Source organism: Eoetvoesiella sp., from assembly GCF_035555955.1.
GTDB lineage: Bacteria > Pseudomonadota > Gammaproteobacteria > Burkholderiales > Burkholderiaceae_B > Eoetvoesia.
On record NZ_DATMGA010000067.1, the window covers coordinates 17,419 to 31,454 of the forward strand.

General features: G+C 63.7%; 9 protein-coding genes and 1 tRNA gene. 8 read left to right on the forward strand and 2 right to left on the reverse strand.

The genetic code is table 11. The features are described 5' to 3' along the window. Position 1 precedes the first annotated feature (1 nt). Together VNT00_RS16380 and VNT00_RS16385 are read left to right on the forward strand one after the other, a co-directional pair. Positions 2 to 856, forward strand: coding sequence for an FTR1 family iron permease (locus VNT00_RS16380; protein WP_325589413.1), 855 nt, complete (start codon positions 2 to 4; stop codon positions 854 to 856). A 4-nt stretch (positions 857 to 860) separates the two neighbouring features. Beyond that, on the forward strand, positions 861 to 2,273 hold the full coding sequence (locus VNT00_RS16385; protein ID WP_325589415.1) for a 4Fe-4S binding protein: 1,413 nt from the start codon (positions 861 to 863) through the stop codon (positions 2,271 to 2,273). Between the two features lie 39 nt (positions 2,274 to 2,312). Here VNT00_RS16385 and VNT00_RS16390 read toward each other — a convergent pair whose 3' ends face one another. Further along, positions 2,313 to 3,470 (reverse strand): GNAT family N-acetyltransferase, encoded by a 1,158-nt coding sequence (locus VNT00_RS16390; protein WP_325589417.1) that lies wholly within the window; start codon positions 3,468 to 3,470, stop codon positions 2,313 to 2,315. A 131-nt stretch (positions 3,471 to 3,601) separates the two neighbouring features. Here VNT00_RS16390 and VNT00_RS16395 point away from each other — a divergent pair, with 131 nt between their 5' ends. Next, entirely contained in the window at positions 3,602 to 4,699 is a 1,098-nt protein-coding gene (locus VNT00_RS16395; protein WP_325589419.1) for a CobW family GTP-binding protein, read from the forward strand. Between the two features lie 1,126 nt (positions 4,700 to 5,825). On the opposite strand, the gene VNT00_RS16400 is transcribed toward VNT00_RS16395, so the two are convergent. After that, positions 5,826 to 5,902 (reverse strand) — tRNA-Met (locus VNT00_RS16400). Positions 5,903 to 5,969: 67 nt separating this feature from the next. Between VNT00_RS16400 and scpB the strand changes: the two genes are divergently transcribed. The 5 genes from scpB to infB all read left to right on the forward strand — a co-directional run bounded on the left by scpB (position 5,970) and on the right by infB (position 14,034). Further along, a complete protein-coding gene (gene scpB / locus VNT00_RS16405; protein WP_325589421.1) occupies positions 5,970 to 6,914 on the forward strand; it encodes an SMC-Scp complex subunit ScpB in 945 nt (314 codons plus the stop codon). Between the two features lie 45 nt (positions 6,915 to 6,959). Then, a complete protein-coding gene (locus VNT00_RS16410) occupies positions 6,960 to 8,690 on the forward strand; it encodes a pseudouridine synthase (RefSeq protein ID WP_325589423.1) in 1,731 nt (576 codons plus the stop codon). A 363-nt stretch (positions 8,691 to 9,053) separates the two neighbouring features. Then, entirely contained in the window at positions 9,054 to 9,551 is a 498-nt protein-coding gene (gene rimP / locus VNT00_RS16415; RefSeq protein ID WP_325589425.1) for a ribosome maturation factor RimP, read from the forward strand. Next, complete coding sequence (gene nusA / locus VNT00_RS16420; protein ID WP_325589427.1) at positions 9,548 to 11,032, forward strand: transcription termination factor NusA; 1,485 nt, start codon at positions 9,548 to 9,550, stop codon at positions 11,030 to 11,032. The genes rimP and nusA overlap by 4 nt, the downstream gene beginning before the upstream one ends. 65 nt (positions 11,033 to 11,097) lie before the next feature. Continuing rightward, on the forward strand, positions 11,098 to 14,034 hold the full coding sequence (infB, locus tag VNT00_RS16425) for a translation initiation factor IF-2 (RefSeq protein WP_325589429.1): 2,937 nt from the start codon (positions 11,098 to 11,100) through the stop codon (positions 14,032 to 14,034). The last annotated feature ends 2 nt before the right edge of the window (positions 14,035 to 14,036 follow it).

Sequence of the window (14,036 nt, forward strand, 5' to 3'; positions counted from 1 at the left end):
TATGGAACAAGTGGCATTCATTGTTTGGCGGGAGAGCGTCGAGGCGCTGCTGGTTGTCGGCATCTTGTACAGTTGGCTAAGCGCCACACCCGATGGCCGCAAGGGCCTGCGCTGGCTTTGGGGCGGCGTCGCGGTGGGGCTTGCCGTGGCGTGCGCGCTGGCCCTTGTGCTGCTGGGCATTTCGTCCTGGCTTTCCGACAGCGGGCAGGAATGGTTCCAGGCCATCATGGGACTGGCGGCCTGCGTGCTGGTCGTGCAAATGGTGTTGTGGATGCGGGCTCATGGCCGGACACTCAAGCGTGAACTGGAAAGCGGCGTCACTCAGCAGATACGCCAGTCCAATTGGTGGGGCCTGCTGGTTCTGGTTGCCATTGCGGTGGCGCGCGAGGGCAGCGAAACCGTCGTGTTTTTGTACGGCATGATCGCCTCGGGGGAAACCACCGGCAAATCCTGGATGCTGGCCTTGGCGGGCGTCATCGGATTCCTGCTGGCCCTGCTTACGTTCTGGCTGCTGCAGCTGGGCGGCAAGATCATCACCTGGCGGCGCTTCTTCAAGCTTACCGAGGCCTTGCTGCTGCTTCTGGCGGGAGCTCTGCTGGTCAATGGCCTGGACCGGCTTATTTCGCTGGATGTCCTGCCGGCCTTGATGGATCCGGTCTGGGACAGCGCCTGGTTGCTGGACGACAGCCATGGCATCGGCAAGATACTGGCCGATTTCGCGGGCTACCGCGCCTATCCGGCTTTGTCCGAGCTTTTGATATGGCTGGCGTACTGGGCGGTCGTATGGTTTTTGCTGCACCGGGCCGGCACGCGCGCCGTGCGCGCCTCCCGGACGGCGGCATCGGCGGCATCGTAAGATCATGAGCATGGCCCTAAGCCGAGCGGCGGCGGCCGCCGCGGATTTCCTGCGCGATCATGCGCCATTGCTGCGCAAGCTGCAATGGTGCATCGTAGGGGTCTATTTTTTCCTGCTGATCGTTCCCGCGCTTTTGCCGCTGCCCGGCAATACCGCTTCCATCTTCAACAACCTGACCATCTTTGCGCAATTCGCCTTCTGGGGCATCTGGTGGCCGTTCGTGCTGGTATCCATGCCCCTGCTGGGGCGTGCGTGGTGCGGGCTGTTCTGTCCCGAGGGCATGCTGACCGAGTGGGCCAGCGAGCATGGACGAGGCAAGGCCATTCCTCGGTGGATACGTTGGGGAGGTTGGCCTTTCGTGGCCTTTTCGCTGACGACCATTTACGGGCAACTGGTCAGCGTGTACCAATACCCTCTGGCGGTGCTGGCCGTGCTGGGCGGTTCCACGGCCGGCGCCATTGTCATCGGCTGGATGTACGGCCGCAAGAAGAGGGTCTGGTGCAAATACCTGTGTCCGGTGAATGGCGTCTTCAATTTGCTGGCCAAACTGGCGCCGTGGCACTACAAGGTCGATGAAGATGCATGGCGCCACCCCGTGCGGCGCATCGAAAGCATCAATTGCGCGCCCCTGGTTCCCTTGCGCAATATGCAGGGCGCCGGCGATTGCCATATGTGCGGGCGGTGCAGCGATTACCGCGGCGCCATCCACTTGACGCCGCGCTCGCCCGAGGAAGAAATCGTGCATATCGCGGGCGGCGACCGCTGGCAGACGGCGCTCATCGTATTCGGCCTGATGGGGCTGGCGGTCGGGGCGTTCCTCTGGAGCGCCAGCCCCTGGTTCGTGACCATCAAGCAGGCCGGCGCCACATGGCTGGTCGATCACGACATCTACTGGCCACTGGCCCAGAATGCGCCATGGTTCATCCTGACGCATTATCCGGAAGTCAACGACAGTTTTTCCTGGCTGGACGGCGCCGATATATTGCTGTTCATCTTCGGTTCGGCCGTGGTGGTCGGTGGCCCTTTGTATGCGGCGCTTTGGCTGGCCGATTGCGTGCTGCCCGGCGTGCGCGCCCAGGACGCGGTCGCCGGGCCTAAATGGCTGGGCCGGCTTGGACGGCCCGGCGTGCACCGGATTGCGCAAGGCCTCATTCCCGCCGCCGGCGCGGGGGTGTTCCTTGGCTTGTCGGCAACCACGCTTACCCTTCTCAAGAACGAAGGCGTGCCCATGTTCTGGGAGACCAGCGTGCGTTTCCTGATTCTTGGCCTGGCTCTGCTGTGGAGCTTGCGCCTGGTCTGGCGCATTCTTGGCAAGCGCCGGGCCGATGTGGGCGTGCGGGTGTTCGCCACCGCCGTGGTCATGCTGGGGCTGCTGCCGTTTTGCGCTGCCTGGTACCTGTTTTTTGCGGTCTGGTAGGCAGCGGATCGCGCGCATGCCGCGTGCCTTGCGGCGTGGCTATTCCTGCCGTCCGGTTGCCGGTGCGCTCTGCCAGGTGCTTTTGAAGGGGCTGTGTTCTTCCAGGACTTCCACGTAGTCGTCGATCGCGGCGGTTTCCTGGGCGAGGAAGTCGGCGATGGCCTGGGCGTAGCGCTGGTCGCGTATCCAATGGGCCGAAAACGTCTTCACCGGCAGCATGCCGCGCGACAGCTTGTGCTCACCCTGCGCGCCGCCCTCGAAGGCATGCAGGCCGTGTCGGATGCAGAATTCGATGGCCTGCATGTAGCAGGTTTCGAAATGCAGGCCAGATACGAATTTCACGGCTCCCCAATAACGCCCGTAAAGCCTGTCCGCGCTGCGAATGTTCAGCGCGCAGGCAATGGGTTCGCTGTTTTGCTCGGCCACGACGAGCACCATGCTGCCGGCCATGGTGCGATGCAGTTGCGTGAAGAAGTCGAAGTTCAGGTACGGCGGGTTGCCGTGCTCGTAGTAGGTGCGGCAATAGCACTCGTAAAAGAACTCCAGGGCCTTGGCGTTGATGCCGTCGCCTTGCAGCCAGCGGAACGCCACGCCCGCCGCCTGCGTTTTCTTGCGGTCCTGCTTGAGTTTTTTGCGCTTCTGCTGGCTCATGCTGGCGAGAAAGTCGTCCATGTCCCGGTAGGCCCGGTTGTGCCAGTGGAATTGCACGTTTTCGCGGAACATGAAGCCGGCCGTGCGCAGCGCCTCGCAGTCCTCGTGCGATGGAAACAGGATATGCAGCGACGAGAGCTCGTTCTGCCTGGTCAGTTCAATGGCCTGGCGCGCCAGGAGCACGCGGTCGTCGTGGCTGGCGGCCAGCAGGCGCGGCCCCGGCACCGGCGTGAACGGAATCGATGCCAGCAATTTCGGGTAATAGTCCAGGCCATGCTGCATGAAGGCGCGGGCCCAACCGGTGTCGAACACATATTCGCCGCGCGAGTGCGATTTCAGGTACAGGGGCATGGCGCCCGCCAAGCGGCCATCGCGATGCAGCAGCAGGTAGTGGGGCGCCCAGCCGGTTTTCGCCGCCGCGCACCCGGTTTGATCCAGAGCAAGAAGAAATTCGTGGCGCACCAGGGGGTGGTCGCTTGCCAGACTGTTCCATTGCGCGGCGTCTATGTCGCGCAAATCGCGGAAAATCGAGAAGGTTTCGGACAAATCGGCGGGCCCTGGCTGTGGTGGGGATTAGAATGGCATGCAATGCGCGGATGGCTGCGTATATGAGCTGGCCGTCGGGCGGGCTCATCGCCTCATCTCATTGCCTCATTTTAGTGGATGAAATCGGATCGATGGAACAGGCAAGGAAAATTCCGGTTACGGTCTTGACAGGTTTTCTGGGCAGTGGAAAGACGACATTGCTGAACCGCCTTTTGCACACGGCGGGCCGGGTGTTGCCCGATCCGTCGAGGATCGCCATTGTCATCAATGAACTGGGCAGCGTGGCGCTGGATCATCACCTGGTTCGGCATGTCGGCAACAGCATAGCCATACTGGATTCGGGCTGTATCTGCTGCAGTGTGCGCGGCGAGCTGGTCGACGCCTTGCAAGAGCTGTTCATGGCGGCGCTGCAACGAAAGGTTCCGGTGTTTTCCCATGTGCTCGTCGAAACCACGGGCATGGCCGATCCTGCCCCCATCATGTACACCTTGAACTACCAGGCATTTCTGCGCGAACGCTATGCCTATGAAGGGTGCATCACGGTGGTGGACAGCGTCCACGCGCTACGGCAATGGCGCGAGCAGCCCGAGGCGCTGCGGCAGCTGGCTCTGGCCGACGTGGTGGTGCTTGGCAAGGCCGATCTCGCGGGGCGGGACCAACTGGCCCTCATCGAGCCGGCGCTGCGCGGCATCAACCAGGATGCGCCAGTGTATTCGTCGCAAGCCTTGCCCCCGCTGGGTGACTTGCTGCAGGCCGCCTCCCTGGGCCGTAAAGCGCTGCGCCCGCAGGGGCCGCGCCTGTTCGGGGATGAGCCGTGCGCGGTTTCTTCGCGGGAGCAGGCGCCGCCGGCTTTGGCGCATTCGGCGGTGTCCGTGTTTGTGCTGCGCTGGAGCGAGGCTCCGTCGCGTTCCGAATTCATCAAGGGCATGAGCGGCCTGCAGTCGGCCCTTGGCGCCCGTTTGTTGCGCGCCAAGGGCTTGCTGCGTTTTGCGGGCGAGGTGCAATATAGCGTGATTCACGGCGTTCACGAGCAGTTGTACCCATTTCAAAACCTGTCGCAGGATGGCAGCGCGGTGGCGTGGTCGGGCGAGGCTGGGCAGCCGGAGGGTTCGCCGCAAGCCAAGCCCTATGAGGCGGCAGTCGTCTTCATTCTGCGTGCGGCGACGTTGGACGAGTTCAGGGCCGAAGCCGCACAGTACCTGCCTTCGGCCGTGTGCAGCGAAACCTAGTGTCCTGTCTGGCTAATTCTGATCCTTATCTTCGGCGCCTGGGCTCGCCATGCGGCGTTGCTTGCCCACCTCACCGCTTGCAAGCAGTTCGGATTCGTCAGGCACGAAGCAGTCCGCAGGGACTGCTTCGTGTCCGGACTCATCCTCGCGATAGCTACGGCTATCGCTGTGGTTTGCGCCTTGCCTGACAAGCCCATGCATCCGAATTTAAGCGATCGAACTAACCAAACAGGACACTAGCGCCAGTCCGGTCCCAACGTGGCCTTCCTGATATATGTCGACAGGTCCGGGATCCTCCCTGAGCGGAGCGGGCGTTGTGGATTCGCCGCGCGGCCGCCCCGGCAGTCCTGTGAAATGTGGCGGCTTCCTGCCAGGAATGTTGCATTGGCGGCGTCGGGATGGTGTAATATGGCTTATTGAAGCAGGTAGGTTTGCCGCTGCTGCTTTGCTGTGGTGCCGTAATAGCTGTTATTTGGCTGTGTATTGGCTGTAATTTTAGCGCCGTGAAAACGCGGTCCGGCAGTGCAGGCAGTGGCGTAAACAACGGCGCAAAGACTTTTTCTTCGAACAAGCCGCCGTCAACGCCTATCGGCTTCGGCCCGGGAAGGTCCCGTCCCGCCGGCCGCCGCAATCCGAATTTAAAATTTTAAGCAAGCCCCAACCGCAAGCCAGGCCGTGGCATACCCGGCCCCAATGCACCCAGGCGGGGCTTGGCCGATTGAACCAAGAATCTTCTGCGCTGTGAATGCCATTGCCTGGTGTGCTGCTTGGCTGATGCCTAATATTCGAATCCTTTTCGCACTACTGACCTCGACGTGCCGTCGGCTTGCCGGATCAGGCCGGATCCGGTTGCGCGCGCTATTGTCTGCGTTATTGCCCGCGCTGGCGCCTGTATTGCCCTTGGGCCGGCTGATGGGGGCGGCGGCAAAGCGCGCTGCGGGCTTTCTTGGCGGCATCGCGAAACAGGCTGCTGGCTTCGGTGTTTTGCTTTCCCGTGGCTTTTTGTCGTGCTTGATGCCCGCTGCAAACGCCCAGGAACCGAAGCCGAAAAACCTCAGGGCGAAAAACTTGAAGGCCAAAATGAAAACTGGCCAATCGCTTGTGGCAATTGACCAGTCTTTGAATTTGGTTGCGGGGGCAGGATTTGAACCTACGACCTTCGGGTTATGAGCCCGACGAGCTGCCAGACTGCTCCACCCCGCGTCTGAAAGAATGAAACTATACACTAAATTTTTGACCCTTGCAACGCAAGGACTGTGCTGCCTAATCAATGACAGAATCTGAAATCACTCGAGTCCTGGAAACCGCGCTGTTGTGCGCGGATCAGCCCATGCAGCTGGCGGAGCTGCGCAAATTGTTTTCCGCGGACGATGTTTCCAATGACGACCTGAGGCGCTATCTGGCCGTGCTGCAGATGGACTGGTCCGAAAAAGGGCTGGAACTGGTCAATCTGGCCAGCGGCTGGCGGTTTCAAAGCCGCCCTGAAATGCAGCGCTACCTGGAGCGCCTGAATCCCGAAAAACCGCCGCGCTATTCGCGCGCGGTGCTGGAGACCCTGGCCATCATCGCTTGGCGCCAGCCCGTCACGCGCGGCGACATCGAAGATATCCGGGGCGTGTCGGTTTCGTCGCAAATCGTCAAGTCGCTGGAGGACCGGGGCTGGATCGAGGTTCTGGGGCATCGCGATGCCCCCGGGCGGCCGGCGCTGTTCGGCACGACCCGCCAGTTCCTCGACGACCTGGGCTTGCGGTCGCTGGACGAGCTTCCCGCTTTGGAGTCGCAGGACGCCATGGCGGCGCTGGCCGGCTTCGAGCTCGAGGAGCTGCCTGCGGACGACTCCGATGGCCCGGCGAGCGGGCAGGCCGAGGGCGAGGCCCCGCACGATTCGGCGGCGCTGGAAAACGGCGGGGCGGACGCTGCGGCGACCGATGCAGAAGAAAACCCGGACGATCTCGATGCCGAGAATGCCGCGTCCGCCGAGGGTGACGGGAGTGTTGCGGACGTCGTGGGGGGCGAAGAGGCCGAAGACGCCGGATATGTCGAGGATTCCGGGAGTGCCGAGGGTGCTGCTGAAGATGCCGAAAGCGCCGTGGATGCTGTCGGCGATGCCGCCGATTCCGATGCGGATCCCCCGAGAAATGGCGGCGAGGCAGGCGCGGAATTGAGCGCGGAAACGAATACGGAAATAAACGAGGCGGATGAGGACAGGCGCTAATGCCTCTCACCCGCAGCATGGAATGATACGGAGTGTCTTATCAATATGAATGAAATAAATCAAGATGGCCTACCGCTGGCCGCCGGCCCGGAAGCGCCCGCCAGTGGCGAGGCGGAAACTGGTTCTTCGCCGGCGCGGCGCGGCCGCAAGCTGAGGACGCCGTTCCGCCGCCGGCGCGGCGATGCCGCCGCCGATGGTGCGCCGGCGGCGGGGCAGCCCGGCGAGGCGCAGCCGCCGGCTCCCAAGCGGACACGCAAGCCTCGCGCCGAGGCGGCGCCGGACCAAGGTCCGGACCAGCCCGATGGCCAGGCCCAGCCGCAAGGGCAGGAACAGGGCCGCAGCCGCGGCCAGGGCCAAGGCAAGAACCGTTCGCGGCAAGGCAGGAAGCCGGGCCAGGGGCGTAGTCCGGGACAGCCTCAGGCTGTTCAGCAGGGCAGCGAAAAAGAGTCCGAGGTGGCTCTGGCCTACCTGGACAAGGCCGACAAAATGGAGCAGCGCCTGGGTAAATACCTGAGCAGCGACGCGGTAACTCCCAAGCTGCACAAAGTGCTGGCCGACGCAGGCATCGGCTCGCGCCGGGAAATGGAAGAACTGATCATTGCCGGCCGGGTGTCGGTCAATGGCGAGCCGGCCCATATCGGACAGCGCGTCGGCGCCAACGACGTCGTCAAGGTAAACGGCCGGCCCATTACGCGGCCCAATGCTTCCAAGCCGCCGCGCATCATTCTTTACCACAAGCCGGCCGGCGAAATCGTCAGCCACGACGATCCGGCGGGCCGGGCCACGGTTTTCGCCCGCTTGCCCAAGATCCGCGTCGGCAAATGGCTATCGGTGGGGCGGCTGGACTTGAACACCGAAGGCCTGCTCATTCTTACGACATCGGGCGAACTGGCCAACCGGCTCATGCACCCCCGCTATGGCGCGGAGCGCGAGTACGCGGTGCGGGTGCTGGGCGAACTGGGCGAGGAGCAGCAGTCCCAGTTGCTCAAGGGCGTCGAGCTCGAAGACGGCAAGGCCCAGTTCGGCTCGTTCGAGTATCTGGGTGGAGAGGGCAGCAATCGCTGGTATCGCGTCACCCTGCATGAGGGCCGCAACCGCGAAGTGCGCCGCATGTTCGAGGCCGTGGGCGTGACGGTCAGCCGTCTCATCCGGACGCGCTTCGGCGAAGTCGTGCTGCCCCGCAACCTGCGCCGCGGCCGCTGGGAAGAACTGGACGGCACGCTTGTGACCGCCCTGATGGTGCAATTGGGGCTGTTGCGCGACGATGGCGAGGCCGCAACGGGCGGGCGCCGCGGGCAGCGCGGCATGAACCAGCCCCTGTCCCACGACAGCGCCTTGCCGCCGGGTTTCGGCACGATGGAGCGCAATGGCCTGAACGGGGCCAAGATCAGCCGCCGCGGCAAGCTGTCGGGCGGCCGTGTCGGCAAGGCCGTGGTACACCAGGCGTTTCCGTCCGATCCTTTTGGAACCGGCATCATGTTCAGCGGCGGCCTGGCCAACGGGCATCCCGACGGCAACAAAGCCAAGGGCCGTGGCAAGGGGAAGACGCGCGGCCTGCACGCCGACGGCCAGCAGGCCGATGCGTCCAGAGGCCCTCGCGGCGGCGCCCGCAAGGACGGCCGGGGCAATGGTTCCAAGGGGGCCAAGGCCGGCAAGTCCAAGGCGGGCCGGGGCGGCAAAAACCCGGCTGCCAGCCGCGGCGACGACTGGCAGCCGCGCAGCGCCTCCGCCCACGAGTCCCACCTGGGCTTTCTGGGCGGCAAGGGGCGAGGCTAGGGCCCGCCACCCGCTGTCGGAACGCCGGTCCGTGTCCGGCGCGCGCGGCATGGCGCGGCGGCATTCGGCGGCCGGTGTTGCGCGGGCGCGTTTCCCGCGCATAATTTCTTGTCTAAGCTCGTGACGCAGCAGGTTTTTTTGTGAAAATCTGCTAGAATAGCGAGTTCAACAGTCATGTGCGTTTGTTATAGGCGCATGGCGGCGCATATTCGAAAGCGTTCGGCGGCTTATTGGTATTCATGCTGCAGGGGCCGGTTTTTTGGCGGCTTTTCCTGCATCGGCGGCAAGGTTCGCCGGCTGTACCGATAGGCTTGGGCGCGGCAACAATGGGCTGGGCATGCGCAGCCCTTTTTTTTTGAGTTTATGGCAGATATATTCGCATTGACGCAACAGGCATTGGCCGGCATGGATATCGAGTTGGTCGACGTGGAACGCGCGCCCCTGGGGCTGCTGCGTGTCACCATTGATCGCCCGGGCGGTGTGCGAATCGAAGACTGCGAGCAGGCATCCAGGCAATTGTCCCGGGTGTTCGAAGTCGAAAACATCGATTACAAGCGTCTGGAGGTCGGTTCCCCCGGCATCGACCGCCCGCTTAAAAAGCCGGCGGATTTCCTGCGGTTTGCCGATGAACGCATCGAGGTCCGGCTGCGCGAGGCCATCAACAGCCGCAAGGTGTTCACCGGAATGCTGCGGGTGCCGGAAAACACCGCAATAGACGATATAACACCTGATTTTGTCTTTGGCCTCGAGCTCGAACCCGAGGGCAAGGCTGGCAAAGCGGAAACGCTCAGCTTTACTTTCGAAGGCATAGATCGAGCCAAACTAGATCCCGTACTTGATTTCAAGGGTAAAAAGCGATGAGTCGCGAAATTCTTCTATTGGTTGACGCCTTAGCGCGTGAAAAAAACGTAGAGCGTGAAGTGGTTTTCGGCGCGCTTGAAAACGCGCTGGCTTCCGCCATGAAAAAACGCTTCAAGGAAGAGGCCGACATTCGTGTCTCCATCGACCGCAACACCGGCGAGCACGAAGGTTTTCGCCGCTGGCTGGTCGTGCCCGACGATGCCGGCCTGCAAGAACCCGATCAGCAAGAGCTCTACTCCGAGGCCCAGGACATCGTTCCGGGCATCGAGGTGGGCGAGTACATCGAAGAACCGCTCGAGCCCGTCGAGTTCGGCCGCATCGGCGCCCAGGCCGCCAAGCAGGCCATCCTGCAAAAAATCCGCGATGCGGAGCGCGAGCAGGTGCTCAACGACTTCCTCGACCGCGGCGAAACCATTATTTCGGGTACGGTCAAGCGCATGGACAAGGGCGATGCCATCATCGAGACCGGCAAAATCGAGGCCCGCCTGCCGCGCTCCGAAATGATCCCCAAGGAAAATATCCGGGTCGGCGACCGCATTCGCGCCTGGGTCCTGAAGGTCGATCACGCCGCGCGCGGCCAGCAGGTCATTCTGTCGCGCACCGCGCCCGAGTTCATCCGTCAGTTGTTCGAAAACGAAGTCCCCGAAATCGAGCAGGGCCTGCTCGAGATCAAGGCCGCGGCCCGCGACCCGGGCGTGCGTGCCAAGATCGCCGTGGTGGCGTACGATAAGCGTATCGATCCCATCGGCACCTGCGTCGGCATGCGCGGTTCGCGCGTCACCGCCGTGCGCAACGAGCTGGGCGGCGAGCAGGTCGACATCGTGCTGTGGGCCGAAGACCCGGCGGAATTCGTGATCGGCGCCCTGGCGCCGGCCCACGTCGATTCCATCGTCGTCGACGAAGACAAGCACGCCATGGACGTTGTCGTCGATGCCGAGAACCTGCCCAAGGCCATTGGCGCGCGCGGCCAGAACGTGCGGCTCGCCTCCGAGCTTACCGGGTGGCAGATCAACATCATGACGCCCGAAGAAAGCCAGAGCCGCCAGGACGAAGAGCGCGCCGAGCTGCGCCGCACCTTCATCAGCAAGCTGGACGTCGACGAGGAAGTCGCCGACATCCTCATCGACGAAGGCTTTACGGGGCTGGAAGAGGTCGCCTACGTGCCCATGCAGGAATTGCTGGAAATCGAGGCCTTCGACGAGGAAACCGTCAACGAGCTGCGCACGCGGGCCCGCAATGCGCTGCTCACCGAGGCCATCGCCAACGAAGAGCGCGTCCAGAAAACGGAACAGGCCTTGCTGGATCTGGAAGGCGTGACGCCGGAGCTGGTGGTCAAGCTGTCGGGCAACGATATCTACACGCTGGACGAACTGGCCGAGTTGTCCACCGACGAACTGGCCGAGATTACCGGGCTCGATCAGCAGGAAGCCAGCGATATGATCATGCGCGCCCGGGCTCACTGGTTTGACGACGAGGCCTGATTCAGGCCGATAAGCCGCCGAGCCGCGTTAACTGAAAATAGTAGTTGCAAGGAAGAGAGAGTCGAATGTCGAGTAACACCGTCGCCCAGTTCGCCATCGAGCTGAAAATGCCCGCAGACGTACTGCTGGAACAGCTACGTGCCGCAGGCGTTGAAATCAAATCGGTCGACGAGAACGTCACCGATGCGGATAAGGCGAAGCTGCTCGAATCATTGCGCCGTTCCCACGGCGGCTCAGACGGGCAGAAAATCACGCTGACCCGCCGCCAGACCTCCGAAATCCGGCAAGCCGACGGCTCGGGCCGTTCCCGGACCATCTCGGTCGAAGTGCGCAAGAAGCGCGTGTTCGTCAAGCGCGATCCGTCCGAGCTGGCCGCCGAGGCCGCCAAGGCCGCCGCCGAGCAGGCCGCCGCCGCGGCTGCCGCCGAACAGCCGAAAGCCGGCCAGCCCGAGCAGCCGGCCGCGCCGGCGGCTCCTGTCGAGGCCGCTCCCGCTGCGGCGCCTGAATCTGCCGCTGCCTCGGCCGAGCCTGAAGCTCCCGCGGCGGAACAGCCGCCCGCCGAGCAGCCGGCCGCCAGCCACGAGCCTTCCGTCCAGGACGAGCCCAAGGCCTCCGCCAAACCCGCCGCCCACGAGGAAGCTCCCGTCGGCGAGCCGGAGCCCGCATCCGAGAAAGCTTCGCAAGAAGCCGAAACCCAGGCAGCCGCTCCTGTTCAGCAAGCCGAACCCGAAGCCGCACAGGCCGACGCCCCGGCCGCCAAGGCCGCCCCTGAGGCCCCCGAAGCCGCGCCCGCCCCCGTCCGCAAGCCGGCCAAGGTGAAAGGCGCCGCGCCGGCCGCGCCCTCGTCCGGCGCCAACGAAGAGCGCGAACGCGCGCGCAAGGCGGCCGAGGCGGAAGCCGCGGCCCTGCGCCAAATGCTGAACCGGCCACGCAAGGTCCTGAAGGCGCCCGAGCCCGAAGAGGGCGGCAATCTGTCCGGCACCCTGCACAAGCCGGCAGGCAAGGCCGCCGGCAAAAAAGACGCCAAGGCGGGTTCCACTACCGAAGTCAAAAAGAAGGGCGAAGTCTCTTCGTGGGTCGACGACGGCACGCGCAAGAAGCCGGCGTCCCGCGCCGACGCCTCGCCCGGCAACTCCGGCCGCGATGGCTGGCGTGCTTCCGGCAAGGCCGGCAAGGGCGGCAAAGGCGGGCGCAACAATCGCAACGCCCAGCCCGAGCGCGCGGAACCGCAGGTGGCCGAATTCATCGCCCGCGAAGTGCACGTGCCCGAAACCATTACCGTGGCCGACCTGGCCCACAAAATGTCGGTCAAGGCTGCCGAGGTCATCAAGCATCTCATGAAGCTGGGCCAGATGGTCACCATCAATCAGGTGCTCGACCAGGAAACCGCCATGATCGTGGTCGAAGAGCTTGGGCATACGGCCATCGCCGCCAAGCTGGACGATCCCGAAGCCTTCCTGGATGCCGCCGACGAAGCTTCTTCCGAAGCCGAAGCCCTGCCGCGCGCGCCGGTGGTCACCGTCATGGGCCACGTCGATCACGGCAAGACCTCGCTGCTGGATTACATCCGCCGCGCCAAGGTGGCATCGGGCGAAGCGGGCGGAATCACGCAGCATATCGGCGCATACAGCGTCAAGACCGATCGCGGCATCGTGACCTTCCTGGATACCCCGGGCCACGAGGCTTTCACGGCCATGCGCGCCCGCGGCGCCCAGGCCACCGACATCGTCATCCTGGTGGTGGCCGCCGACGACGGCGTGATGCCGCAAACCCGCGAAGCCATTCACCATGCCAAGGCGGCGGGCGTTCCGCTGGTCGTGGCCATCAACAAGATCGACAAGCCCGACGCCAACCCCGAACGGGTCAAGCAGGAACTGGTGGCCGAGGAAGTCGTGCCTGAAGAGTACGGCGGCGACGTGCCATTCATACCCGTTTCGGCCAAGACCGGCCAGGGCATCGACGAACTGCTGGAAAACCTCTTGCTGCAAGCCGAAATGCTCGAGCTCAAGGCGCCCGTCGACGCACCCGCCAAGGGTATCGTCATCGAGGCCCGCCTGGACAAAGGCCGCGGCCCCGTGGCGACCATCCTGGTTCAAAGCGGCACCCTGTCGCGCGGCGACGCGGTGCTGGCCGGCGCGAGCTACGGCCGTGTGCGCGCCATGCTCAACGAAAACGGCAAGCCCATCAGCTCCGCCGGGCCTTCGACGCCCGTGGAAATCCAGGGCCTTACCGATGTGCCGGCGGCCGGCGACGAGGTCATCGCCATGGCCGACGAGCGCAAGGCGCGCGAAATCGCGCTGTTCCGCCAAGGCAAGTTCCGCGACGTCAAGCTGGCCCGCCAGCAGGCCGCCAAGCTCGAGTCCATGTTCGACAACGTCGGGGAAGGCGCGCAAACGCTGGCCCTCATCGTCAAGACCGATGTGCAGGGCTCGCAAGAGGCTCTGGTGCAGTCGCTGGTCAAGCTGTCCACCGACGAAGTGCGCGTGCAGGTCGTGCATGCGGCCGTCGGCGGCATCTCGGAAAGCGACGTCAACCTGGCCATCGCCTCGCGCGCCGTCATCATCGGCTTCAATGTGCGTGCCGAGCAAAGCGCCAAGAAGCTGGCCGAGCACAACGGCATCGACCTGCGCTACTACAACATCATCTACGACGCCATCGACGACGTGCGCAACGCCATGTCGGGCATGCTGGCCCCGGAAAAACGCGAAGAAGTCATCGGCACGGTGGAAATCCGCGAGATCTTCACGGTCTCGAAGGTCGGCAACATCGCCGGCTGCATGGTCACCGACGGTGTCGTGCGGCGCGATTCGCAAGTCCGCCTGCTGCGCAACCACGTGGTGCACTGGACAGGCTACCTGGATTCCCTGCGCCGCTTCAAAGACGACGTCAAGGAAGTCAAGGCCGGTTTCGACTGCGGTATCACCCTCAGGGGCAATAACGATATCCAGGTCGGCGACCAGCTTGAAATCTTTGAAATCAAAGAAATTGCCCGGACGCTTTAACG

Coding starts and splice junctions, on each gene's coding strand:
- VNT00_RS16380 (WP_325589413.1), top strand. CDS start 2: ATGGAACAAGTGGCATTCATTGTTTGGCGGGAGAGCGTCGAGGCGCTG.
- VNT00_RS16385 (WP_325589415.1), top strand. CDS start 861: ATGAGCATGGCCCTAAGCCGAGCGGCGGCGGCCGCCGCGGATTTCCTG.
- VNT00_RS16395 (WP_325589419.1), top strand. CDS start 3,602: ATGGAACAGGCAAGGAAAATTCCGGTTACGGTCTTGACAGGTTTTCTG.
- scpB (WP_325589421.1), top strand. CDS start 5,970: ATGACAGAATCTGAAATCACTCGAGTCCTGGAAACCGCGCTGTTGTGC.
- VNT00_RS16410 (WP_325589423.1), top strand. CDS start 6,960: ATGAATGAAATAAATCAAGATGGCCTACCGCTGGCCGCCGGCCCGGAA.
- rimP (WP_325589425.1), top strand. CDS start 9,054: ATGGCAGATATATTCGCATTGACGCAACAGGCATTGGCCGGCATGGAT.
- nusA (WP_325589427.1), top strand. CDS start 9,548: ATGAGTCGCGAAATTCTTCTATTGGTTGACGCCTTAGCGCGTGAAAAA.
- infB (WP_325589429.1), top strand. CDS start 11,098: ATGTCGAGTAACACCGTCGCCCAGTTCGCCATCGAGCTGAAAATGCCC.